Origin of the sequence: Caballeronia grimmiae (assembly GCF_022879615.1) — a bacterium.
In the GTDB taxonomy this organism is placed as follows: domain Bacteria; phylum Pseudomonadota; class Gammaproteobacteria; order Burkholderiales; family Burkholderiaceae; genus Caballeronia; species Caballeronia grimmiae.
Window position 1 is genome coordinate 206,926 of record NZ_CP084276.1, and the last position, 24,536, is coordinate 231,461.

19 protein-coding genes and 3 pseudogenes are annotated in these 24,536 nt (G+C 59.9%); 7 read left to right on the forward strand and 15 right to left on the reverse strand.

Annotation, left to right across the window (positions count from 1 at the left end; translation table 11 throughout):
• The first annotated feature begins 112 nt into the window (after positions 1-112).
• From LDZ21_RS29490 to tnpA (LDZ21_RS29500), 3 genes are all read left to right on the forward strand, one after another.
• On the forward strand, positions 113-1,636 hold the full coding sequence (locus tag LDZ21_RS29490; RefSeq protein ID WP_244797722.1) for an MmgE/PrpD family protein: 1,524 nt from the start codon (positions 113-115) through the stop codon (positions 1,634-1,636).
• Positions 1,633-3,123, forward strand: a complete 1,491-nt coding sequence (locus tag LDZ21_RS29495; RefSeq protein WP_244797723.1) for an MmgE/PrpD family protein — start codon at positions 1,633-1,635, stop codon at positions 3,121-3,123. Before LDZ21_RS29490 ends, LDZ21_RS29495 begins: the two co-directional genes overlap by 4 nt.
• A 379-nt stretch (positions 3,124-3,502) precedes the next feature.
• A complete protein-coding gene (tnpA, locus tag LDZ21_RS29500; RefSeq protein ID WP_244797724.1) occupies positions 3,503-3,955 on the forward strand; it encodes an IS66-like element accessory protein TnpA in 453 nt (150 codons plus the stop codon).
• Between the two features lie 902 nt (positions 3,956-4,857).
• On the opposite strand, the gene LDZ21_RS29505 is transcribed toward tnpA (LDZ21_RS29500), so the two are convergent.
• From LDZ21_RS29505 to LDZ21_RS29515, 3 genes are read right to left on the reverse strand one after another with little or no spacing between them, the layout of a single operon-like run.
• Positions 4,858-5,673, reverse strand: a complete 816-nt coding sequence (locus tag LDZ21_RS29505) for a transporter substrate-binding domain-containing protein (RefSeq protein ID WP_244797725.1) — start codon at positions 5,671-5,673, stop codon at positions 4,858-4,860.
• A gap of 54 nt (positions 5,674-5,727) precedes the next feature.
• On the reverse strand, positions 5,728-6,123 hold the full coding sequence (locus tag LDZ21_RS29510; protein ID WP_244797726.1) for a putative quinol monooxygenase: 396 nt from the start codon (positions 6,121-6,123) through the stop codon (positions 5,728-5,730).
• 56 nt (positions 6,124-6,179) lie between these two features.
• Entirely contained in the window at positions 6,180-7,253 is a 1,074-nt protein-coding gene (locus LDZ21_RS29515) for an alpha/beta fold hydrolase (protein WP_244797727.1), read from the reverse strand.
• Positions 7,254-7,857: 604 nt separating this feature from the next.
• On the opposite strand from LDZ21_RS29515, the gene LDZ21_RS29520 reads away from it, so the two are divergent.
• Together LDZ21_RS29520 and LDZ21_RS29525 are read left to right on the forward strand one after the other, a co-directional pair.
• Complete coding sequence (locus tag LDZ21_RS29520) at positions 7,858-9,078, forward strand: MFS transporter (protein WP_280519460.1); 1,221 nt, start codon at positions 7,858-7,860, stop codon at positions 9,076-9,078.
• Complete coding sequence (locus LDZ21_RS29525; protein WP_244797729.1) at positions 9,071-10,756, forward strand: thiamine pyrophosphate-binding protein; 1,686 nt, start codon at positions 9,071-9,073, stop codon at positions 10,754-10,756. The genes LDZ21_RS29520 and LDZ21_RS29525 overlap by 8 nt, the downstream gene beginning before the upstream one ends.
• Before the next feature lie 6 nt (positions 10,757-10,762).
• Here LDZ21_RS29525 and LDZ21_RS29530 read toward each other — a convergent pair whose 3' ends face one another.
• A complete protein-coding gene (locus LDZ21_RS29530; RefSeq protein ID WP_244797730.1) occupies positions 10,763-11,695 on the reverse strand; it encodes a LysR family transcriptional regulator in 933 nt (310 codons plus the stop codon).
• A gap of 349 nt (positions 11,696-12,044) precedes the next feature.
• Between LDZ21_RS29530 and LDZ21_RS29535 the strand changes: the two genes are divergently transcribed.
• The gene (locus tag LDZ21_RS29535; protein WP_244797731.1) at positions 12,045-13,004 is read left to right on the forward strand and encodes a LysR family transcriptional regulator; all 960 of its coding nucleotides are present in this window, start codon (positions 12,045-12,047) and stop codon (positions 13,002-13,004) included.
• A 38-nt stretch (positions 13,005-13,042) separates the two neighbouring features.
• Here the strand turns inward: LDZ21_RS29535 and LDZ21_RS29540 are convergent, their stop codons facing one another.
• From LDZ21_RS29540 to LDZ21_RS29550, 3 genes are read right to left on the reverse strand one after another with little or no spacing between them, the layout of a single operon-like run.
• Complete coding sequence (locus LDZ21_RS29540; protein ID WP_244797732.1) at positions 13,043-14,428, reverse strand: MFS transporter; 1,386 nt, start codon at positions 14,426-14,428, stop codon at positions 13,043-13,045.
• 31 nt (positions 14,429-14,459) lie between these two features.
• The gene (locus tag LDZ21_RS29545) at positions 14,460-15,179 is read right to left on the reverse strand and encodes a transporter substrate-binding domain-containing protein (RefSeq protein ID WP_244797733.1); all 720 of its coding nucleotides are present in this window, start codon (positions 15,177-15,179) and stop codon (positions 14,460-14,462) included.
• Positions 15,180-15,223: 44 nt separating this feature from the next.
• Positions 15,224-16,459 (reverse strand): LVIVD repeat-containing protein, encoded by a 1,236-nt coding sequence (locus tag LDZ21_RS29550; protein WP_244797994.1) that lies wholly within the window; start codon positions 16,457-16,459, stop codon positions 15,224-15,226.
• 218 nt (positions 16,460-16,677) lie between these two features.
• Between LDZ21_RS29550 and LDZ21_RS29555 the strand changes: the two genes are divergently transcribed.
• Positions 16,678-17,910: an alpha-hydroxy acid oxidase gene (locus LDZ21_RS29555; RefSeq protein WP_244797734.1), complete on the forward strand. Its 1,233-nt coding sequence runs from the start codon at positions 16,678-16,680 to the stop codon at positions 17,908-17,910.
• A gap of 105 nt (positions 17,911-18,015) precedes the next feature.
• Here LDZ21_RS29555 and LDZ21_RS29560 read toward each other — a convergent pair.
• From LDZ21_RS29560 to tnpA (LDZ21_RS29595), 8 genes and pseudogenes are all read right to left on the reverse strand, one after another.
• Positions 18,016-18,459: pseudogene (locus LDZ21_RS29560) on the reverse strand (DDE-type integrase/transposase/recombinase); the annotation flags it as partial.
• 198 nt (positions 18,460-18,657) lie between these two features.
• Positions 18,658-19,290: pseudogene (gene tnpC, locus LDZ21_RS29565) on the reverse strand (IS66 family transposase); the annotation flags it as partial.
• A 124-nt stretch (positions 19,291-19,414) separates the two neighbouring features.
• Complete coding sequence (locus tag LDZ21_RS29570) at positions 19,415-20,413, reverse strand: tyrosine-type recombinase/integrase (RefSeq protein ID WP_244797735.1); 999 nt, start codon at positions 20,411-20,413, stop codon at positions 19,415-19,417.
• Entirely contained in the window at positions 20,406-21,350 is a 945-nt protein-coding gene (locus LDZ21_RS29575) for a tyrosine-type recombinase/integrase (RefSeq protein ID WP_244797736.1), read from the reverse strand. Before LDZ21_RS29575 ends, LDZ21_RS29570 begins: the two co-directional genes overlap by 8 nt.
• Entirely contained in the window at positions 21,341-22,567 is a 1,227-nt protein-coding gene (locus tag LDZ21_RS29580; protein ID WP_244797737.1) for a tyrosine-type recombinase/integrase, read from the reverse strand. Before LDZ21_RS29580 ends, LDZ21_RS29575 begins: the two co-directional genes overlap by 10 nt.
• 124 nt (positions 22,568-22,691) lie before the next feature.
• Positions 22,692-23,624: pseudogene (gene tnpC, locus LDZ21_RS29585) on the reverse strand (IS66 family transposase); the annotation flags it as partial.
• A gap of 30 nt (positions 23,625-23,654) precedes the next feature.
• The gene (gene tnpB / locus LDZ21_RS29590; protein WP_244797738.1) at positions 23,655-23,999 is read right to left on the reverse strand and encodes an IS66 family insertion sequence element accessory protein TnpB; all 345 of its coding nucleotides are present in this window, start codon (positions 23,997-23,999) and stop codon (positions 23,655-23,657) included.
• On the reverse strand, positions 23,996-24,424 hold the full coding sequence (gene tnpA, locus LDZ21_RS29595; protein ID WP_244797739.1) for an IS66-like element accessory protein TnpA: 429 nt from the start codon (positions 24,422-24,424) through the stop codon (positions 23,996-23,998). Before tnpA (LDZ21_RS29595) ends, tnpB begins: the two co-directional genes overlap by 4 nt.
• Positions 24,425-24,536 lie beyond the last annotated feature (112 nt).

Genomic DNA, 24,536 nt, shown 5'->3' on the forward strand with positions numbered 1-24,536 from the left:
CGGCGAATCATAACTTTGTCCAGATGACGAGAATTGGTTGAATCTGTTATCTTGCCAATGATCGCGCTGCCCCCTTGACTGCAGAAAGTTCAACGAAAAGGAGACACGTTACATGTCAAAGCGCCCTGTTTTCGGGCGCCGTCGATTGTTGCGATCGGCGGGCGCACTCGCCGCGCTTTCCGTGGGTGGTGCGCGCTTCGCCTTGGCCGCTGATGACGCCACGAACAACGCCGCAAAAGCCGACGCGCGCGGCGACGCGATTACCGCGCGACTCGCGCAGTATATGGCGCGGGCTCGTTCGACGCACTTGCCGGCGCCCGTCGTGGTGGCGTGCAAGCACCGCATACTCGATACACTCGGCGCGATGGTCTCGGGTTCGCGCATGCGGCCGGGCATGCTTGCTGCGAAGTATGTGAGGGAGCTGGGCGGCACGCCACAGGCAAGCGTGATCGGCACACGCATCCGAACGAATATTGTCAATGCCGCGCTTGCCAACGCAATGTGCGCGCACTCCGACGAAACCGACGACTTCGAGCCAGTCACCAAGGCGCATCCCGGGAGTTCGGTCGTGCCGTCCGCGCTGGCCATGGCCGAATATGGCGCGCAAAGCGGTGAGGCGATGATCCGCGCCGTCGCGTTGGGCTATGACCTCGCCTGCCGGCTTCTGATGGCTCTGGGCCCTGACATCGTGCGCGGTTCACATCGCAGCGCTGAAGGCACTGCATCGACTTTCGGCGCACTTGGGGCGGCCGCGGCGCTCGCCGACCTCGACGAAACCGGCATGCGCTACGCCATCTCTTATGCGGCGCAGCAGGTGTCGGGCCTATGGAGTTGGGTCAAGGACCGTGACCACATCGAGAAAGCCTTCGACTTTGCGGGCATGGGCGCGCGCAACGGCGTCATGGCGGTCAGCATGGTGCAGTCAGGCATGACCGGTGTGAGCGACGTGCTCGACGGCACACATAATCTGTTCATCGCCCTGTCCTCGAAGCCGTCGCGAGAAGCCATGATCGATGAGCTCGGCTCGCGCTTTTATGTTACGGAGACGGCCATCAAGACCTACTCGGTGGGCTATCCCATTCAATCGCCGCTCGACGCCCTGTTGCATCTGCGCGAATATTACAAGCTCACGCCGGCCAACGTACGCACAATTGCGGTACGCATTCCACCAGACGCGGAAAGCATTGTCGGGGATAGTGCAATGCCCGACGTCAACTGTCAGCATCTGGTGGCGTTGGCGCTGGTGAAAGGCGCGGTGTCCTTCCGCGATAGTCACGACGCTGCGCTCATGCGCGATCCAGCCATCCTCAAGGTGCGAGCGAACGTGACCGTGCAGTCCGATCCGGCCTTGCAGGACCCGGCGGCGCCACGCGGTGCAAGAGTCGAAGTTACGCTCACCGATGGCCGCACCGTCGAGCACTACACGCGCTTTCCGCCGGGCACCAAGGAGAATCCGCTGTCGGACGGAGCGGTTGCCGCGAAGGCGCGCGATCTAATGTCGCCAGTGCTCGGCGCGACGCGCACCGCCGCGCTCATCCAGAAGGTCAGACGGTTGGAAACGCTTGAGGACATTCGTGAGCTCCGTCCGTTGATCGCAGATCGATATCCATTCGGGAAGAGGATACAAGAGCCATGAACACCGTCGATCGTCGCTGTTTTCTAAAAGCGAGTGCTGCCGGCGCGCTAGCATCGGCCACTGCTGGAACCCGCGCATTCGCGCAAGACAGCGATGCAGCATCAAGCGCTGCAACACCCTTGCCACCCGGCAAAAGCGACTCAAAGCCGCCCCCAGTCACGCGTATTCTCGCGGAATTCATTCATCGGACCGCTTATCAAGACCTTCCCGGGAACGCGCGCCGCGAAGGCGTTCGAACGTTGATGAACTGGGTGGGTGTCGCGGTCGGCGGCTCGCACGATCCGACCGTCGACCGCGCCGTGGCGGCGCTCGCGCCATTTTCTGGTCCGCCGCAGGCCAATCTGCTCGGCCGCACTGAGCGCTTCGACATCATGAACGCGGCGTTCATCAACGGTGTAAGCAGCCACATCTTCGATTACGACGACACGCATCTGAAGACGATCATCCATCCGGCCGGTCCTGTCGTCTCCGCCATCCTCGCCTACGCGCAATACCGGCCGGTTACGGGCAAGGACTTCCTTAATGCGCTAGTGCTGGGCGTGGAGACGGAGTTGCGGATCGGCAATTCGGTGTACCCGAATCATTATGATGTCGGCTGGCACATCACGGGAACGTGCGGCGTGTTCGGCTCGACGGCGGCAATGTCAAAACTCATGGGCCTGAGCGTGCAGCAGACGGTCTGGGCGTTCGGATTGGCGGCATCTCAGCCGGTGGGTCTGCGCGAATCATTCGGTTCGATGAACAAAAGCTTCAATCCGGGACGCGCGGCTGCGAACGGCATGTTCGCGGCGATCCTTGCGGAAAAGAATTACACGAGTTCGGATGGAATGATCGAGGCGAAGCGTGGCTGGGCCAACACCATCAGTACCAAGCAGGATTACCAGGAAATCACCGACGGGCTGAGCACGCACTGGGAATCGACGCTCAACACCTACAAGCCGTTCGCGTGCGGCATCGTGATTCATCCTGCGCTCGATGCGGCCATCCAGCTTCGCAACGAGAACCGTCTGAGCGCCGACCAGATCGATCGCATTGATCTGCGAGTGCATCCGCTGGTCGTCGAACTGACGGGAAAGAAATCGCCCCAGATGGGCCTCGAAGGCAAGTTTAGCATCTATCACGCAGTGGCCATTGCGATCATCGATGGCGCTGCCGGCGAGAAACAGTTCAGCGACGCCAAGGTCCGGGATCCGCAGGCCGTGGGCTTGCGCAAGAAGGTGGATCTCATAGTCGACCCGACAATCAGGCCGGAACAGGTGGACATGACCATCACGCTCAAGGACGGGCGCAAGCTGCACAAGTTCATCGAGCACGCGATCGGCAGCACCGAGGTGCCGATGAGCAATCAACAGCTTGAAAAAAAGTTCTCGGATCTTGCGGACGGCATCTTGCCCGCCGACCAGACGCGCAAGTTGATCGACACATGTTGGCAAGTCGAACAGCTTGGAAACGCAGCGGACATCGCACTGGCTGCCGTTCGGCGCTAGGCGGAAGTAGCCAAATCGGCGGACATGCCTTGCCCCCATGCAGGACATCACCCAACGCGTCGTGTCGGGCCGAGCAGGTCGTTGACGACATCAAACTTGGCCCAGCTTCCTCCCGGTGTCTTCGGCAATGACGCGCTCCTGCGCAATTTGCACAGCGATTCGATTCACATCGTCGCGCCTGATGCTCGCGCGGTGCTTCCTTGGTGCCAGTCAAGCGTCCAGGCGAGCTAACCCCGATGCCCCGGTGCATGCGCGGGTGTGACCGGAGGCGCGCCGGTTATCGCATTGTTCCTGCAGTGCCTGCGCCAATTCGAGCGCCCGATTCATGCTAAGCACCTTGCGGCGGCCGTCATAGACGCCGGCGCGGCACGAGATCAAAGTGGTGCCCATCATTTTCGATTTGATGGACACCACTGTGACAGAGTCGGAAGCGAAGCCGGGTAGCCGCAAGGGACGCCCAAACCATGATCCGGAATCTCGACGCCGGCTTGCGGCCGCGGCATGTGAGCCTGGCGTGTCGGTCGCAAAGCTGGCCCGGGAGAGTGGCATCAATGCAAACATGCTGTCCACATGGCGGCGCCGGTATCGCGAGCAATTGCAGGCCGAAACGACTTCCATGATTCCAGTGGCGGTGGTCCATGAGACGCTGCCCGCGCAAGTGGCGATGACGCCGGAAGCACGCGACGTTGGCAATCGGACGCCACTCACCGGGACGATCGAGATTCGAATCGGCAGCGTGGTCGTCAAGGTCGACGGCGGCGTCGATGCCGATACAATGATTTCGACAAAAGATTGCATGGGTAAAAACTCAACGTACAGACGTCCGCGATAATCGCCATGGTCCGGCTAGCAGGCACATTCTCGCCGCAATCGAGTTCGTCGAGACGCCCAACCAGAAAGACTGATGGCGCTGAAAGCAATCGGCATCGCGTGTGCACAGTCGCAATAGTGCAGCGCGCGCCGGTGCCGTCACAGCCTCATCCACGAAGGATGAACGTCTCATGGTTGTTGTCTGGGACACGGGTCGCGCCCACGAGCGCGATCGCTGCTTCGAGCTCGGTTTGAACTATCGCCAGCATGTGCCCGACGCAGACATTCCGTCAACGGCAGTACTCGCTGCCCGAGCAGCACCGCGAAGCTGGTTGCTTGGTTCATTACAATCTCGTATCCTTGTAACCGCTCCACGTCGATGGCCGTACCCCTCCGCGCTGTCTGCGGCGCACCTATTGGAGGCATTATGGATAGGGATCGGCCTACCTCGAGTCCGAGTGGCTGATGGCGGATTGAGATCATGGTTCAACCTCGGTGCAGACACGTTCGGGACGGAATCTCGACGTCGTCAGCAAGATTAGTCTCGGGGCCGCATTCGAATCCATCGAGCGTGGCCGATCACGCCCGCACGGGCGTCGCGTAGTTGCGACTCGACCCTCGAAATCGATGCTTGACGGCGACGAAGGCGATTCCGCCGACACAATCTGCGTCGGCAGGGTGCGCCTTCCTTTCCTCGTGGTTTTTGAAGCCTCCCATGGACGAGATGCCTTAAACGTTTGATGTACTGCTTTATGCACCCCTGGTGATTCTGTAACAGCTGATAGACCGCATGATTGACAGACGACCAGCGCCTGCGACAGTTCAATGGTTTATAAGCGTTTGCCGCCCGGACCTGTGCAAAACACGCGGCGGGACAGCAGTTCTTTGCGGTCTGTGCTACGCAACCTCATCTAGCTTCATATTTTAATAAGGGCTCGGCGCGACGCTCCCGCCCGCTACATCATGTTCAACTAGCGCTTTCGCAACGAAGCCGGACGAGCGCATGTCGTCCACGAATCGAGCAAGACAAGCGGAAGCCTCATCGCCTTTCCGCTTCGACATACCCATTGCCTGCCGGATGACCATAAATGGCGGTTCCAAGACACGCAGGGCGCCGCCCTGCTGCGCGGCTTGCTCAACGAGTTGCGGCCTTATGCCGGCAAGCACGTCCAGATGCTGTTTAATGAATGCCGGGAACACCGCAGACGATGGCGCGACCCGAATGATGCTTGCGTGATGAAGCGCACGTGACAGGAAGAGATCGTAGGCGCTGCCCTTGCTGACTGCGACAGTCACTCCGGGCTGATCGACTTGTGCGAGACTCGACACCGGCGAGCCGGCACGCACCGCATAGGCGCCTTCGATCAGCAGGTAGGGCGAGGTGAAGCTGATAGATTGACGGCGGCTGGGATCAATCGCGAAAAAGCCGACGTCAGTCTTTCCGCTGTCGACATCGTTGACCGCAGCCGACGCGGACGTGACGGGCACCAGTTCCAACGTCAGGTCCAACCTACGCGCTAGTGCGGTCGCCATGTCGACGGACACGCCTTCGGGCTTGCCTGAACTGCGGTTTATCCGGGCCAGCACGGGATTGCCGATGTTGATCGACGCGTGCAACGTACTGCCCTGTGCAAGGGCACGCTTGAGCGTGGCCTCGTAACCCGGTCCGGGACAGGCCAAAGCGGCAGCTGATGCCGATGTCTCTGCATTCGCCGTCGCACAGCCTGCAGCGAGCGCCATGCAAACGCCGCAAGCCCGCGCGTATGAAGGAAACGAAAAATGGAGGCGCATGGTTTATTGCATCGCCATAACGTGATGCAAGCGTTCGTCAAACGGGGCACCGAGCAACGGCTGCAGCCTACTGCGCAACGTCTTCACGTAGTGACGTTCGACGAAAGCGTTATACGCTTGTGTGGATGGCAGCACCTCGACAAGCGTGAAGTGGTTCTCGGCGCCGGCCTGCTCGAGAAGGTCAACATTAGCGAGTGCACCATCCTTTTTTGCGTCTGCCAGGAATGACCGGAGTAGTGGGAGAGCAGCATGCAGTGTGTCTGGATCAATGTCGACATGAACGACTGCATAGACCGCGCGGTTGGGCTCACGCTGCGGACCCTCGATGGGCGCCACGCTCGAGGCGTGAGCGATGCAAGCCGATAGAGCCAGTAACGCGGAAGCGATTGAAATCTTCATTCTGGTGATGAATAAGAGGAAGTTCAGTAGGTTAAAAGCGTAAGTGGGACCCGGCGTCAATCTTTTGCCGCTTCCTGCGTCGACAGATTTCGCAACAAAATAGAATGAAACAAGCTAGGGTCTTGCATCTGAGGCGCGTGGCCGGCGTCGGGGAACTCGATTAGGCGCGCGTGCGGAATCGTCGCCGCCGACTGACGTGCAAGCACAGGATAGTTCCCGAGTGTCGGCCGCAAATCGGGGGGTGCGAATTCCTTCCCAATGGCGGTCGTGTCCTTGTCGCCGATCATGAGCAAGGTCGGCACCTGGATAAGCGACAGCTCGTAACAGACCGGCTGCGTCAGAATCATGTCGTACAAGAGCGCGGAATCCCATGCCACGCGCGCGCGATCGGGGCCCCGATACATGCCGGCGAGCATCTGCACGGAAGGTTCGTATGCGTCGCTCCATGTGCCCGCGAAATAGGTCGACTTCTCGTACGCGCGAATGCGGTCCGCCGAGGCATGCAATTCGCGCTCGTACCACTGATCGACCGACACTGGAGGCACCCCCTTCGCGCGCCAGTCTTCCAGGCCGATGGGATCGACTACGACAAGCTCATCAGTATTTTTGGGGTACATCAGCGCATAACGGACGGCGAGCATGCCGCCCGTCGAGTGACCGACCATGACTGCATGCTCGATTCCCAGCGACTCAAGAAGAGCCAGAGTGTTCAACGCCAGCTGCTGAAATGTGAATTGATAGCGCTCCGGCTTGCTCGACTTGCAGAAGCCAATCTGATCCATTGCGATTACGCGAAAACCCGCATTGCTCAACGACTCAATCGTCGGCCCCCATGTTGCCGAACAATAGTTCTTGCCGTGTAGCAGCACTGCAGTGCGACCGTTGGCTTTCCCTTCACTCGGGCGCACGTCCATATACGCCATCTGCAGTTCTTGCCGTTGCGACGTAAATGCAAAATGCGAGACGAGATACGGATAAGAGAAACCCTGCAGCTCCGGCCCATAGACCGGGGCCTTAGCTGTATCGAGGTGCTCGTCCGCAAATGCGCCCACGGGCCCACTAAGCACAATAGCGCCCGCTAGAAGGAATCGGGACGCCGTGCGAAGCGTCCAGTGGCTCGAAATCTTCATTACTTGGATACGTCGTGTGAAAGGATTACTGCATGCCTCTGACGAAGATGTCGACCTATGCGGAGCGCGCCAGTGTTGGGTCGTTCGGCGCGTAGTGCCCGAAAGAACTTACGCCGAGCATGCCGTCCAGGTGCTTGCCTGCTGGGCGGTCTTACCTTGCCGAGGGTGCGATTACGACGACGGTGCGCTGCTTCAACCAGCACGAGACGACTTGGGCGAGTCTGCGTCGACGCCAACGCGGGATCGACGCTCTAGCTAGATTTTTAAGCGATTTCAGACGCCGCGCTGGCGTCGGGGCAAGCAGCAAGTCCGAATAGACCATATCCGCAAGCGATCGGAAGTGCCCTCATTTGATAACTGTCGAAAGACCGTTACTGAAAGCAAAGCTGCAACGGTAAGTGAGCATGTTAGCCAAAAGTAGCCGATAGCTTCGGGGCCCTTGCGCATACCTGCTATGCATTTGTCGCCATGAGCTTATTGTTCGATGCTCGCATACTCTTGACGACAAGAGCACGGGTGTCGGGAGAGCAGCGGAAATAAGCCGCTCCGAAGAAACGCTCCGTGCATCAAATAGGAGACTTATATGCGATCGTGGTACAGCTCCATGCAGCCTGCACACAAGCGCACCTTCTGGGCATGCTTTCTAGGCTGGGTATTGGATGCGATGGACGTACAGTTCTTCGCCTTCATAATCCCGACGCTCATGACCGTGTGGGGCATGAGCAAGGCGCAGGCGGGCATTATCGGGACGTCGGCGCTGGTGGCTTCTGCGCTAGGCGGCGTGGTCGCGGGCTTGCTCGCGGACCGAATTGGCCGCGTTAAGGTGCTCAAGCTCGCCATTCTTTGGTTTTCTCTTTTCACGGGCCTTTCGGCCTTTACCAACGGCTTCCATCAGTTGCTCGTCACGCGCAGCCTGCAGGGCATCGGCTTCGGCGGCGAGTGGGCGGCGGGCGCGATTCTTATCGGCGAAGTGGTCGACAAGCGCATTCGCGGCCGCGCCGTGGGTTCCGTGCAGAGCGGCTGGCCGGTCGGCTATGCCATCGCGGCGCTGCTGTACTGGGGCCTCTATTCCGTGCTCCCAGAAGCGACTGCGTGGCGTGTACTGTTCCTCGTCGGCATCCTGCCCGGTCTGCTCGTGCTGTGGATGCGCCGCAATGTCGACGAATCCGAAGCCTTCGAGGCGGCATCGGCGTCGAATGAAAAACGCGGCTTTGTCGGCACTTTCGCGCTGATCTTTTCGCCCGGCGTATTCCGCCTCACAGGACTCGCCTCGCTGATGGCCGCAGGCGCACTCGGCGGCAACTACACCATCCTCACATGGCTCGTCACTTATCTGCGGCAGTCGCAAGGGCTGACGGTCAGCATGACGTCAGTGTTTCTTGGCGTGAATATCGTCGGCTCATTTGTCGGTTATGTCGGCATGGCTTATCTGAGCGATGGCCTCGGCCGCCGCAAGACCTTCGCGTTGTCGGCAGCGGGCGCGACACTCACCGTGCTGGCTTATACGCGGCTGCACCTGACATCGGCTGAACTGCTCGTGCTCGGCTTTCCGCTCGGACTGTTCCAATCGGGCATCGTGTCCGGCATGGGCGCGTGCTTCACCGAACTCTTCCCCGCGCAGATTCGCGGCACCGCCGGCGGGTTTTCGTACAACTTCGGGCGCGGCATCGGCGCGCTGGTGCCGGCTGCGGTCGGCATCACGAGTACCTCGCTCGGACTCGCACCGTCAATCGGCATGTGGGCGGCGCTCGCTTACGTGCTTGTTTTCATTGTCGCGATATTCCTGCCGGAAACCCGCAACAAGGAGCTTGAAGTCCATGTCTGATCACAATCAAAACCCCAAACCACGGAACGGCGGCCAGATTCTCGTCGATGCCCTCGCCCGCAACGCCGTCGATACCGTCTACTGCGTGCCCGGCGAAAGCTATCTCGCCGTTCTCGACGCGCTTCACGACGCGCACGGCATTCGCACCATCGTCACGCGTCATGAAGGCGCGGCATCGAATATGGCCGATGCCTACGGCAAGCTCACTGGCCGTCCCGGCATCTGCTTCGTCACACGCGGCCCCGGCGCGACGCACGCAGCCAACGGCGTGCATACCGCGAGCGAAGACTCCACGCCGATGATTCTGTTCATCGGTCAGGTCGAGCAGAGTCTCATCGGGCGCGGCGCTTTTCAGGAAGTCGATTACCGGCAGATGTTCGGCGGCGTCGCCAAGTGGGTGACCGAGATCGACAGCCTCGAACGCATTCCGGAGATCGTGTCGAAGGCGTTCAGCATTGCCATGTCGGGACGGCCGGGGCCGGTGGTCATCAGCCTGCCGGAAGACGTGCTGTTCGACTCGGGCGAAGTCGCCGATGCCGCCCCCGTGCGCATCGTGCAGGCCGCGCCGACGCCCGCAGCGATGGATGAATTGCAGACGCTACTGAACGAAGCGCAGAAGCCGTTCGTCATCGTCGGCGGCACCGGCTGGGACAGCGATGCAACCGCCGCGTTCAAACGTTTTATCGTGAAGAACGACTTGCCGGTGGCGGCATCGTTCCGTCGTCAGGACTTGTTCGACAACCGCGATGAACACTATGTCGGCCAGATTGGTCTCGGTTTGTCGCCGAAGCTTGCGGACCGCGTACGCAATGCCGACTTGCTGCTAGTGATCGGCTCGCGGCTCGCAGAAACGGTGTCGCAAGGCTACACGCTGTTCGACGTGCCTACGCCGCGTCAGACGATGGTTCACGTCCACCCCGATCCGGAAGAACTCGGGCGCGTGTATCAGGCGCGCCTGCCGATCAATTCGGGCATGCGCGCGTTCGCATCGGCGCTCGACGAGATGAGCAAGCGCGATGCATCGCCAGCACAACGTCCGTGGCACGCGTGGACCGCCGACGCCCGCGCCGACTACGTCGCGCATTCGACGCCGCCCGCTGCGTCGCCGGAACTCAATGGCGTCGATCTGGCAAGCGTCGTGTCGCACCTCGACGAAGTGTTGCCCGACAATGCCGTCATCACGAACGGCGCGGGCAACTACACGGTGTGGGTGCATCGCTTCTATCGTTACCGGCAGATGGCGACGGAGCTTGCACCGACTAACGGCGCGATGGGCTACGGCTTCCCCGCTGCCATCGCGGCAAAATTGCTGGACCCGGCCCGCGATGTCGTGTGCTTCGCGGGCGACGGCTGCTTCATGATGTATCCGCAGGAGCTTGCAACGGCCATGCAGTTCGGCGCGCCGCTCGTGGTCATTGTCGCGAATAACAGCATGCTGGGCACGATCCGCATGCATCAGGAACGCGAATATCCGGACCGCGTATCCGCCACGCGGCTGGCCAATCCTGATTTCATTGCGATGGCGAAGTCGTTCGGCGCGCATGCGGAACGGGTTGAGCGCACGGAAGATTTTCCGGCAGCGTTCGAACGGGCGCGCAAGGCGGGCGTCGCTGCGCTGATCGAACTGAAGACCGATCCCCTGCAGATCACGCCTGCCAACCGCCTGACGAAGGTTTAAGCAGGATCAGCCCGGTGCGAGTTCCGTGCCAGGCCAGTCGCCGTTGCACACCAGCGCTTCGGCGCATTGACGGATGATGCGCGACACCGCGAACGCGCCATCCACGCCCGCGCGATGCTGCGGCCAGAACATGCCGACATCGCGCGTCACTGGCGGATTCTCCAGCCGCAGACACTTCACCCGCCCCGCCGCGACTTCTTCGACCACCGCCGCCGAAGGCAACACCGTGCAGCCGCGATGCGCGAGCACGAGGCGCTTGGTCAGCGAAATGGAGCCATCGCATTCCACTGCGATACGTGGCGTAAAGCCGTGCTTCGCCGCAAGCGTTTCCACCAGCAACCGCAAGCCGTGATGCGTGCTAGGAAGGATCAGCGGTACGTTGCCCAAATCCCGAACGTCGAAACGCGCGCCATCGACAGGATAATCATTCGGCGTGACGAGGCAGACGTTCTCGGTCAGGAGCGAATCGAATTGAAACGTGCCGCGATGCTCCGGTACATACAGCAGCGCAACATCGATCTCGCCGTCTCTCAGCGTGCCGAGCAACTGGCTCGCGAGTCCTTCAACGAAACGCACTTTCGTCACTGGAAACCGCACTTCCAGCGCCCGTGCAAGGGAGCCGAACATAATCCGTGCAATGGTCGGCTGTGCCGCAATGCTGAGCCGGGTCGGCCCGAGCGCAGATGTGCCGCGCAGCGTGCGGCCTGCTTCGTAGAGCAGGCATTGCATGTCGAGCGCATAGATCAACAACTGCTCGCCGCGTTCGGTCAGGGCCACGCCGCGGCCACTGCGGCGAAAGAGGCGCACGCCGAGTTCGGCTTCGAGTGTCGCGATACGGCGGCTCACCGTAGACTGATCGGTACCTGCGTCGAGCGCGGCGCGGGAGATGCTGCCGGCGCGCGACACACGGGCGAACAAATCGAGGTCGTCTGAGTTCATGCAGCGATTCTAAACGCTCTTCATTCGGTTTCCTTGGCCACCGCCGCAGCTTTGAAGGTAACGGCAATTCGAGGCGCATCAATGAAGCCGGAATTTTCCTGCACCAACAATCCTTACAAGAACCAGCAGCGGCAGCATCGTTCGACGAATTTTGAAAGGGAAAACGCCGGGCACCTCGATCAATGCCATGTTACGAACCGTATCTCATCGACTTGCCGCACGCGTGGAGGCTTGCAGGGTATGCTCTATTCGTCAGCCGCCTGCGTCCTGTGGTACACGAAGAACTCACGCCGGCAGGTTCGGCATTCTGTGTACGGTCCTTTCGTCCCGCCATCGGGATCGACGACTCATGAACTCAGACGATCTCGCTTTTTTCTGTCTTGTCGCGGACGCTGGCAGCATCGCCGCGGCCGCTATCTCAGCAGGCTGTGACGCGTCTACCGTGAGCCGACGAATTGCACAACTCGAAATTTCTCTGAAGACACGTCTTTTCAACCGCAGCGGACGCGGACTCACTCTTGCACCACAAGGCGTCAACCTGCTGGATTACGCGCGGCAAGTCGGAACGCTGATGGAAGCGGCGCGTGGTTCAGTCGAACATGCGCATAAGCAAGGTCCTGCTCGCGTGCATCTCGCCGCTCAGCCGACCATTGCAAAGAACTTGTTTGGGCGGCTGTTCCACGCGCTCTCGACACGCTTTCCCGAAAGCCAGCTTCACTTCACTGAAGCCAAGGCGAACAAGATCATGGTCGACCTGCAGGCCGGCAGCATCGATATCGCCATTATTTATTTGCCTGCCTATCCGGGTAGTCTCACTTATGAGCCAATGCTCTTCGAACGGCTATGCTTGATTACGCCACCCGGCTTTCCGGTCGATGAAAAGACCCTGCGCACGCATGCCTTTGCGGACATTCCCTTTGTGCTTCCAAGTACAACGCACGGGATCCGCGTGCTTGTCGAAGAAATGCTGGCGCACAGTGGATGCAAACCGCGCATCGTGCTGCAAAGCGACAGTTCGATCGCGATCAACCTCGATCTGGTCGCGCAGCACTGTGGATGCACCGTGCTTCCACTCGCCGCGGCGCAAGAGCATATTGCTAGCGGACGCGTTTCCGCATACCCGCTTGAGGGCCCGCTTTCCGAGCGCTGCATTGCGCTCGTCAACGGCCGCACGACGATCTCGGCCGGCGACCTGTGGACCATCAATGCATTGATACGAAAAGTGGTCGCCGAAGTGCTCAACGAAGGCACCTGGCAAGGGACACGCGCGGCGGCTCAGAAAACATCCCGACAAAGGCGCGGCCCTTAGGTGACCAAGCGTAATGACACCGCCGTGACCACGACGCCTCAAGATTGAAGCCTGACCGCTTCGGGCATGGGTTCACTTTCGTTCGCGGCGGGGACCGCGTGTTTGTCGCCCAGGTCTTCGAGCGCGACCCGATACGTCTCCCGTGCGGTGTACGCTGCGAGCGCGGATACGGCCGACACAGCTAACGCGATCCCGCCGACGATGAGCGGAATGCCCCGCGTACCCGGCGGCGCCACCATCGCGAAGAGCGCTGGCAAGAGAGCGGCGGCGGCGGTGCCAACATTCTGCGAGATCGCCATCGCCGACACCCTGATGCGCGTCGGAAACAATTCGGGGAAAAAGCTCGGAAACACAGCGTTGAAACCTTGGTAGGCGACGCCCCACATCAGCATGGCGAGGATGACGACGAGCGGCATGCTTTTAATGCTGATGGCATAAAGATACGCGAACGAAAGCAGTCCGCACACGATCGACCCGACGATAACTGGGGGTCGGCGGCCCACTTTGTCCGACAAACGGCCAACGAACGGAATCACGAGTACGGCAGTCGCATTGCCAAGAAGAGAAATCCAAAGATAAAGACTGGGTGAGAACCCGACGCCGTAGGCCGGCTGAACGGCGTACGCGGCGCCGAAAATAGTCGTGACGGCCGGAATGACGTTCATCGCCGCCATGCAGATCACCCGCAGCATGTCCGGCCAGCTTGTGCGTACCGCTTCGACGACGGGTGCCTTGGGCGTCTTGCCGCGCCGTGCTTCATTGGCGAAGGCCGGTGCCTCACCTACTTCGCGCCGAATGTACCAGGCCATTGCAATGATGAGCGCGCTCAGCCAGAACGGCACACGCCAGCCCCATTCGAGAAAGCTCTCTTTCGACATAAATGCTTCGAGCGGCAAGAAGACGGCAGCCGCAAGAATCTGTCCGGCCTGCACGCCTTGTGTCGTGAAGCTGGCGAAGAAACCGCGCTTACCGAACGGTGCGTGCTCCAACGAAAGCGAACTCGAACCCGAAATCTCGCCTGCGACCGCGAAACCCTGCACGAGACGCAGCGACACCATCAGAATCGGCGCTAGAATTCCCACCTGGTCATACGTTGGCAGCAGGCCGACGCCTACCGTCGACAAGCCCATGAAAAGCATGCATAGAACCAGTACGCTACGGCGACCGAACGTGTCGCCGATATGCCCTAGTACGATCGCGCCGATGGGTCGCGCGACATAGCCGACGCCATAAGCCGCAAGCGAACCAATGATGGCGATCGCCGGGTTCCATGAAGGAAAGAAGAGCTTCGGAAATATCAGCGACGCGGCCGTCGCAAAGATGAAGAAGTCGTAGTATTCGAGCGTCGAACCGATCCAGCCGCTTGCGGCCGCCTTCTTTGGTTGTTGTATGGCGGCGCCGTTGTCTTGCACACTGTTCTGCATGCTTGTCTCCTGTGTTTCGAGGTCAGTGTTCCTAATCTTCGATCATCGTCTTTATTCGAGCGTGCGCCACTGCGGGGCCTTCAATGCCATGCCGTTTCAATGCATCGGCGATGAATCCGTTTTGCTTCATATCGTTCAGATGTTCCGCAATACAGTCGAGCCGGTGCGCTCCATCACGCTGCGACACACCGACTGCCTGCTCGATCACCATGAAATGTCCATCGATCATGCGAAGCCCCGACTTTTCGCGGCACGCATTCTCGAGCAGCGGGCGGATGCCTGCGGCAACGTCACGGCCATTCTTCAAAAAGGTTTCGACGACATCATGAGGACCGGCCGTTCGATCGAATCGGGCATGGTGTAACGCGCGCGTCAGATACAGATCGTATGCACTGCCCACGCTGACGACGACCGTGTGATCCGCGCGATCCACGTCTTCGGCGGACATGATGGACGAGGGTTCCTTGACGAGATAAGCGCCTTCGATGAGCAGATACGGCTCGGAGAACGCAATATGCGCGGCACGCGCTGGGTCCACGGCGAAGAAACCGATGTCCGCATCGCCGGTTTTCACCGCCTCGACAGATTGCGCCGCCTTCTCACACACGACCCACTGAACTTCCGCGCCGAGTCGGGCCGCCAACTCACGCGCTATATCAACCGATACACCCTCCGGCGCGCCGGAGGCATCGTTGCGGTGCGCCAGCATTGGGTTACCGATATTGATGGACACGCGCAGCAATCCATCCATGGCGAGCCGCGACGGCCCTCGCCGTCCGTCCGTGTTCGTGCGAGTCACAGCGGCCCCTCGTATTGCAGGATGTTGAGACCCGCGTTCTGATCGGTCAGATACATGAGACCGTCCTCGGCGACGTAGCAGTCGTTTGTCTGCGTCACGAGCGTTTTTCCGGGCCGCGGATCTATTAACTTTGTCGGATTGGAGGGTACGTAATAGCCGACTTCCTCCGGGCGAAAGTGGTCGGATATGTCATACACCCGCACGCCCGCGTTGTAGTATGTGGCGAATATCAGCCGCGAGCTTCGAAACGATCCGGGTCTCATCTCGTGCAGATTGTGCGGTCCGAAAGCTCCGCCTTTCGCGCAGTAATCGTCCTCTTCAGGAACTGGAAATGTTGCGACACTTACCGGATTGGTCGGCTCACGAACGTCGTACATCCACATGTAGCGGAGTCCGTCCTTGCAATGCTCGAACGTCGGTTCGTCAGCGAGCACGAGCAGATTTCGGTCCGGGATGGGCAACGGGGAATGCGTGCCGCCGCCGAAAGGCGGATCGGTATTTCGATGCACCAAAAGCTTCGGGTTTTCTGGATCGCCGATATCCATGATGGTGAGCCCGCCGTCGCGCCAGGCGCCGTAAGCGAGGTTGCCCGCGACGACCACATGATGGAGCGCGTAACGTCGACCGGCTTTCCAGTTCGGCTTTTCACCACCGGCGGTCCACATACCCGGAATCCAGCATCGTCCGACTACTCGCGGCTTGGTCGGATCGATCAGGTCGACAACAGCCAGTATCTGATCTGTAAAGCCCGAAAAGTGAATCGATGCATAGGCATAGCGTCCGCCGACATACCAGATTCGTTGAGGACCAAGTCCCTTGACCGGCATGAAACCGATTTCTCGCGGCTTTTCTGGCTTCGATATGTCGTACACACGAATGCCCGACGTAAAGCGGCTGAGCTGGTTGTTTAGGATATCGGCGGGCGAGAAGTTGAAGTAGTTCTTGCCTTCTTCGGCGAACTCCTTCATCGACCAGACGCTCGGCGCGTTCACGGTCAAAAGCAGATCGCCGTGGGCCTGTAGATGGAATGCACGGGTGCCGGGCGGGCACTCGATCACGTCGACCACGCGCGGATTGCGCGGGTCGCGCACATCGACCGTGGAAATGCGGTTAGTAAAGCCGTGGCCGATGTACGCGTAACCGCGCTGGACCATGATTTGAACACCGTCTGATTTTCCTTCGAGGTCCGAGTGGCCTACGAAACTGATGTTCTTCGATAAAGGCGCATTCATTGCGTTACTCCTCCTGCGTGTCGTCCCGTTTTGCGTGGTGCTCAGTGCCCACTGTTGCACAATCGGCAGCCGGTGGACATTGCGAGAGACGCACACCTGCATTGCGCGCTTTGCACGGCGGCAACCCGCCCAAAATGCGCTTCCAGTGCTAAATTTTTCCTCACGAACGACACGGCCGGTTCGAAACAACGGCCGCTCACCTATCGACGAGGGAAGACATGCCAGCAAAAAATCTGGGCGCCTACAACATCGAAGATCTGAGGGTGCTCGCTCGGCGGCGTGTGCCCAAAGGCGTCTTCGAGTTTGTCGACAGGGGCAGCGAGGACGAAGTCGCGCTGCGCAATAATCGGGCTGCGTTTGAACGCATCAAGCTTGTCCCGCGCACGCTCGTCGATGTGTCGCGGCGCACGACGGCCACAGAACTCTTCGGTCACCGGCTCGCCATGCCGGTGGCCGTTGCCCCGACAGGGGTCGCAGGACTCATGTGGTATCAGGGCGAACTGGAACTCGCGCGTGCCGCAGCGGCAGCAGGCATTCCCTTCACATTGGCGACCGGTTCGATGACCGCGATGGAGACGATCGCATCGGAAGCGCCTGGCAGACTGTGGTTCCAGCTTTACATGTGGCCCGACCGGGCCATGTCGCATGCACTCGTCGAACGGGCGCGCCTCGCGGGTTTTGAAGCGCTGGTGGTAACTGTCGACGGCGTAGTCGCGGGCAATCGCGAATACAACATGCGCAATGGCTTTACCGTTCCGTTCACGTACACGAAGAAAAACATCATTGATGTGCTGCGGCATCCGCGATGGATGATCGGCGTATTGGGACGTTACATGATGAAGAATGGATTACCGCGGTACGAGAATTACCCGACGGAACTCAAGAACAGGATCACCGCCGCTCCGGTTGGCAAGGGCATGATGCGCAACGACTCACTCACGTGGGACGATCTTCGCGAGCTTCGCAGGCGCTGGCCGCATACGCTTATCGTCAAAGGAATCATGCATCCCCGCGATGCGCTGCTCGCGCGGACCTGCGGAGCGGATGCGGTAGTCGTGTCGAACCATGGCGGTCGCAATGTGGACAGCACACAAGCGCCCATCGACGTGTTACCGCGCATCGTGGATGCCGTAGGCAACGACATCACGGTTATGATGGACAGCGGCGTCAGGCGAGGAAGTGATGTGGTTAAGGCACTGGCGCTTGGCGCCAAAGCCGTGATGGTCGGTCGCCCCACGCTTTACGGCACCGCCGTGAGCGGTGCCGCCGGCGCGGGTCGCGCAATCGATATCTTCCGAGAGGAGATTGACCGTATGTTGGCGCATTTAGGATGCAGCGCAGTTGACGAGCTTAGCCGTGAGCATGTGGCGCTTGCGGATGGATTACTCCGCAACCAAGGCTCAGCGCTGGAAGAAACCGCCGCGGCATTTCGCATTCAGAAAGTCAGTTGAGACGATATCGGGCACGACAGGAAATGCGCCAGCATTCGAGGTGGACGCGAAGCTGGGCCAGGGCGACGGCGAAACTCCCGCTATTCTCCCTTTTGAAAGGTGGCACTCGGTTGGGGTATGGTGGGAGCAGAATTCGTTCAGGTCAGTAAGCCGTGAGCGCTCGACCTTGCCATTGAGATGTGGCGAGCGTGGCGGAATCGGTTGAAGTTTTGATGCACTCGCTCATAAAACGCCGCTGCACAGCTTCGGCGAAGAACTCGCCGCCCCTATCAGTCTAGATACGCTAGATAGGAAACGGCATCTCCTCGATCACGCGATCAAGGAAGAGCAGTGTATTACGGGCATTTCTGCGGGGATAGACAGCCTGTACGCGGAAGCGAGAGCAGTCGTCGGTGGCCACGTACTAATAGGCGCCTCGCGCAATCTTCATTGTGTCATCTGGACCCGATCTCCCGGATCGGGGCGGCTATAGCGTTTGAGATGTGCCGGCCGCCTGTAACGTACCCACGGCTTCACAGACGCTTCGCATACAACCTTGTGAATGGTTGAAGTCGGCCCTCGACGCAAATGAAGCCGCTATCAGTACGCTAGATGAGTTCACTCGAACAGATATCGGATTTCATCTCGTGCTCGCAGAGCTTTCGGAGAACGCCATTTTTACGTAAGCACCTCGCGACGGCCGTTCACAACGGACTTTCGCGTCAGGCATGATCGGGAATCGGCTACCTGGTTTTCACTGGCCGGCAATCAGGCAGTAGACGCGGGTAAGTCACGGTGCGGGGGCAGCTTGCTGGCCATGTTCCAGGGCAGCAGTTCATCGACGCGGTTGATGGGATGGTCCGCGATATGAGTCAGGACGTATTCGAGGTAGGCGCGCGGGTTGATCCCATTGAGCTTGCACGTTCCGATCAGACCGTACATAGCGGCGGCCCGCTCGCCCCCGCTGTCGGAGCCCGCGAACAAGAAGTTCTTCCGGCCCAGACTCACGCAACGCAGCGCGTTTTCGGCCAAGGCGTTGCTGATCTCGGCGCGGCCCTCTTCGCCATACAGCACGAGGGCATCCCACTGGTTGAGCGAGTAACGGATCGCTTTGGCCAGCTCGGATTTCTTCGACAGCGTCGTGAGCTTGTCCGTCATCCACGCCTTGATCGCCGCCAGCAGCGGCACGCTTTTCTCCTGTCTTACTCGCAGCCGTTCAGCGACCGGTTTGCCACGGATGTGAGCCTCGATGCCGTAAAGCTCGCCGATCAATTCGAGCACCTGCCAAGTCGCTTCGGTGGGCGTGCGGGCGTGAACGTCGTATATGTACCGTCTCGCATGATCCCAACATGCAACCTCACGGACCTTGCCGCGCTCGTACAGCTCGTTGAAGCCCGCAAAATGTTATGCGTAACATTTCGCCGGCTATGTTGCGTCCAAATTTATGTGGCGGCGACGGTTTCGAGTCAGAGCCCGTCCGATGACCGCTGACTCGTGCCCGCACATAAAAAATTCCTCCGACAAGCTAAAGTTGCTTTAGAAACGACATCAGTGACGGGAGCGTGGTCGCGCGCCTTGATGCCGAGGGCAGGCCCGAGATGTCGACGCGAGCAAGCGCCTTTGCTTTCATTTCCAAGTCGACCTCGGCGTAGATGTGTGTTGTATCCAACGAGACATGCCCTAGCCACGCTCGGATCGTGTTGATATCGACGCCGGCACGTAGCAGATGAACCGCAGTCGTGTGGCGAACTGAATGCGGACTAATACGTTTGTCTTTCATCGTAGGATGTGTGTCGGACGCAAGCTTGGCATATTGGGTAACGACGCGATGTATGCCGAACCGTGTCATCGGCTGATTTGTCCGTCCACGGAACACGGTGTCGTCTGCACTACGCTCGGTTACGAGTTGAGTCAAGACGGAGGACGTCACAGGCCACAAGGGACACACACGCATCTTGTTTCCTTTGCCAAGAATCCGAACAGAGGCCGGCTCAGTGAGCTGCAAGCGTCCGATGGTCAACTTCGCAGCTTCATCGGCGCGAGCTCCACTGTTGTACAGGAACAGAAGCAATGCGTAGTCGCGCGTCCCGATCGCCGTGCGACGGTCCGGCATTGCCAGTAAAGCATCCATCTCGGACTTCTCAAGATAACCGATCAATGTCTTGGCCGTTTTCTTGAATGGAATTGACCGTACCTCACTACACCAAGACAGATGGACAGGCGAATTCATACCGATGAAGCGGGCCAGAGAATGGACCGCGCTCAGCCTCAGATTGCGCGTGGCGCCACTGCAATGCCGATCGCATTCGACGTGATCGAGAAACTGGCGCACGATTGTTGGCGAGAGGTCCTCAACAGTCATCCGATCGATTGCAATGCCGCCGAGTTTGGCCGCAAGCGGTAACAACAATGTCAATGTGTCGCGGTAGCTGGCCTGCGTGTTGAGCGAGAAATTCCGCTCCTTCACCATGTGCTCAAGCATGAAGCGCCGAATCCAATGGCCAAGTAGGTTCTTGTCATTCATGAGCGTCTCCACACTGCGCGTACTGTGCGAAACGCCGACTTGCTTGCTCGAGCAACTCGGGCGTCATGCGCAGATATCGCTGCGTTGATTTGATCTCGACGTGGCCCAGGTAGGTCGCTAGTTGAGGGAGTAGCCGCTGCACGTCCTTTCCATCGCGATACCATGCAAGTACCCGATGTACTGCTGCGGTATGCCGCAAATCATGCAGCCGGGGCGGATGCAACTCACCCTCGGGACACTCGATTTCAGCCATCTGGCGCAGGCGTTGAAACAGGGTAATGACTTGCGAATACGGCCACCTCTGCCCGGTGCGTGACGCGAACAGCCGCGAGTCGCTTCCCTCGGGCATCGGCAGGCCTCGACGGCGCTCGATATGCGCCGCCAATTCCGTCGACAACCGCTGCCCAATCGGTACCAGACGACTCTTGAAGAATTTCGTATCGCGCACGACGATGACGCGGTCGATCAGGTCCACATCCACAATGGTTAAGCGGAGAGCTTCGCCGATGCGCAAACCGCTGCCGTATAGCAGGAGAATCAATGTCCTATACATAGATGCCTGCTGCGGACTACGGTAGTTGTATAGCAGAGGCGTCGCATTGATCAAGCGACGGAGCTCTCCGGTCGAGTAAACATAGGGGGTTTGGGGCGGAGGCAGAGTCGGCACGTTTGGGGGAAGCGGACATGTCGCGCTATATCCCCTGGCGATGGCAAACCGGTACAGGCCTGCAAGCACGTTGTATTTGAGCCGCCAAGTGGCTGTGAGCGGGCCTGCTCCTTGTAGAAATCTGACGACGGCATCTGGCCGGACGTCGGCAATGTCGACACTCCCCATCTGATGAGCAAACTGCCGCAAGAGTCGGTTGGCAGCGTCAAATCGCAAACCCAACGACCGTTGCATTGCGACGTATGCCGTCACCACGTCGATCAGTTCCATGACAGCTCTCCCAAATCGAAGTCGCCGACTTCGCGTAGCGCGCGCATATCGACCTTGGCATAAGTCATCGTGGCAGATGCACTTTGGTGGCCGAGGTGATCACCGATCTCCTTGAAACTCAGACCCTCGCCGACCAGGCGTACGGCACAAGCGTGGCGCAATGCGTGCGGGCCGCAATGCTTTGCCTTGATTCCCAGGGCTTTGAACCTGTCATTGACCACGTCGAATACGGCTTGCGGGGTCAGCGGCCGCTGGGGCGCATATAGCCCGAGGAAGATCTCTTGCGCAGAGGTCTTTGGGCGAACGGTATCAATATAGCGAGACAGTGCTTCGGCGACCGTCGGCAACAGCGGATAGACCTGCGGCTGCCGGCGTTTCAGGCGAAACAAATGCAGCGTTCGCCCAGCCCAGTTCACCTGATCAAGGCGCAAGGTCGCGACCTCGCCACGGCGCATGCCGTAGATCGATAAGAGCATCAGAATCGCGCGGTTTCGGATGTCAGCAGGCTTGTCGGTCTCGGTAGTTGCCAGGATCCGTTGCACGTCGGTCCATCCAGGTGCACATGGTAGCGATTCCTGCGTGTAGACACGCGGCGAGCGTAGCGCCGTGGCAAGGCGTGAGTCGCATAAACCTTGCGTGGCCGCGTAACGCAAATATACTCGGAGGGCACCCGTTACGCCCTTCATCGAGACCCGCCCCCAACGCGACGCATTCTGAATGAAGTAGGCGTCGATATCGTCTGGCTGCAGATCCTCAAGGCGACGATCAGAGTCGACGCACCACTGAAGAAACAGCCTGGTCTTGCTTTGCCACTGACCGACCGTGGAAGCGGTGAACCCTCGCTCATCGCGCATCCATTTGATGTAACTGTCGAGATCGTCCTGAAATGGAAGAGTTACGGCTGGCTCACGCCACCACCCAAGGAATCGTAACCACGGCCTGGCAGCTACGATCATCCTGTATGCCGTCGTGACGCCCGTATGCATTAATGCGCGCTTGCGGACGATCTCTTTCAACACACTGATATCGACTCCTTCCGATGCAGTCGCGGGTAGAAGGCGTGCGATCCAGATGAGCTCATTTCTTTTTATACACAGCGACCCGGGCGTTGCACCCGACTCGGCACAGTGACGTAGATATCGCTCCCGTTCCTCCAGAAACGGCGCCTCGCGATGGCGATTACCTTCGACCTTTGCAGGGGCTGGCTTCTTGGGCATGACAGACCTCCGAACGATGGTTGGGAGGTCACAAAGCTCCGAAATTTATGTAACGTCAATAGACGGGAAATGCGCCCGTTTCCTTGGCGACGATTGGGCGCCGCCACATAAATTTGGACGCAACATAGCCGCCGTAGGCGTCGGCCTGCAGGATGCCCTCGAATCCGGCGAGATGGGTCTGTGGATGGATGCCCTTGCGGTCGGGCGAGTAGGCAAACCACACCGCAGCCGGCTCCTTCGAGCCCGAACGGCTGTCGTCGCGCACGTACACCGAGAGTCGCCCGGTCTTCGTCTTCTTGTTGCCCGGCGCAAGCACCGGGATCGGCGTGTCGTCCGCGTGCAGCTTCGACGTTGCCATCGTGTAGCGGCGCAGCGCCTCGGTCAGCGGCTCGCAAAGCGCCTCGCACTGGCCGACCCAGCGTCCCATGCTGGCCGGGTCGAGCTTCACGCCATCGCGCGCGGCAATCTGCGACTGCCGGTACAACGGAGTGTGGTCCGCGTACTTCGAGACGAGGATGTCGGCCAGCAGGCTTGGATGGGCGATACTGCGCGTGATCGGCAGGCCAGGCATAGGCGGCTGCGAGAAGTGGTGGCCGCACGGACAGACCGTCTTGTGTCGGATCGTGCGAATCACCTTGAACATCGCCGAGACGCGAGCGAGTTGCTCGGACACATCTTCTCCGAGCGGCTGCATGGCGCTGCCGCACTTCGGGCAGGTCGCGTCGGCTTCCAGCACGCGCTCTTCGCGTGGCAGATGCGGCGGCAGCGCTTCTTTCGGCGACGCGTCACCGACAGGCGTGCTCGCACTCGGTTGGCGAGCACGTCGCACATCAGCGACGCCACGCTCACCGGTCAGATCCTCAAGGGCGGTCTCGAGCCGCGCGACCTCGCGGTCCAACTGCTCGGACTTGCGTCCGAACTGCATGCGCTTGAGCTTGTCCATCTGCGCTTTGAGTTGCTCGATCTCGAGATCGCGCTCGGCAAGCTGGGCACGGGCCTCGGCCAGCAAGGCCCGCAGGGTTTCGACATCGTCAGGGAGTTCGGCGCCGTTCGACATGCGGCGCAGTTTACGAGCCTTCCGGGCGGTTTACAACATCGACATTGCAGCGGTCCGACGCGGCTGCCGCCAATCGATGCCTTCGAGCAACATCGAGAGTTGCGCCGCCGTCAGATAGACCTTGCCGCCATCGGCATGGGGCCAGACGAAACGGCCTCGCTCAAGCCGTTTTGCGAGGAGCCAGAGCCCGTCGTCGGTCGCCCACAGGACCTTCACGAGATCGCCGCGACGACCGCGGAAGATGAACACGTTGCCGCCCAGCGGATTCTCCTCGAGCGCCGTTTGTACTTTCGCCGCCAGTCCCTGGAATCCGCAGCGCATGTCGGTGACGCCTGCCACCAGCCAGACGCGTGTACCCGTAGGCAGCGCAATCACGATCGCACGCTCGCTAGTACAACCCGTAGCGTATCGGCATCGACGCCGCCGTCGACCTTGACGACCACGCTGCCGATTCGAATCTCGATCGTCCCGGTGAGTGGCGTCCGATTGCCAACGTCGCGTGCTTCCGGCGTCATCGCCACTTGTGCGGGCAGCGTCTCATGGACCACCGCCACTGGAATCATGGAAGTCGTTTCGGCCTGCAATTGCTCGCGATACCGGCGCCGCCATGTGAACAGCATGTTTGCATTGATGCCACTATCCCGGGCCAGCTTTGCGACCGACACCCCAGGCTCACATGCCGCGGCCGCAAGCCGACGTCGAAATTCCGGATCATGGTTCGGGCGTCCCTTGCGGCTACCCGGCTTGGCTTCCGACTCTGTCACAGTGGTGTCCATCAAATCGAAAATGATGGGCACCACTTTGATCTCGTGCCGCGCCGGCGTCTACGACGGCCGCCGCGAGGTGCTTACATTTTTACCTCGTTGCACGTAGCACTTGCGTCTTGGCTTGCCGAGCAGCGAACGGTGTCTC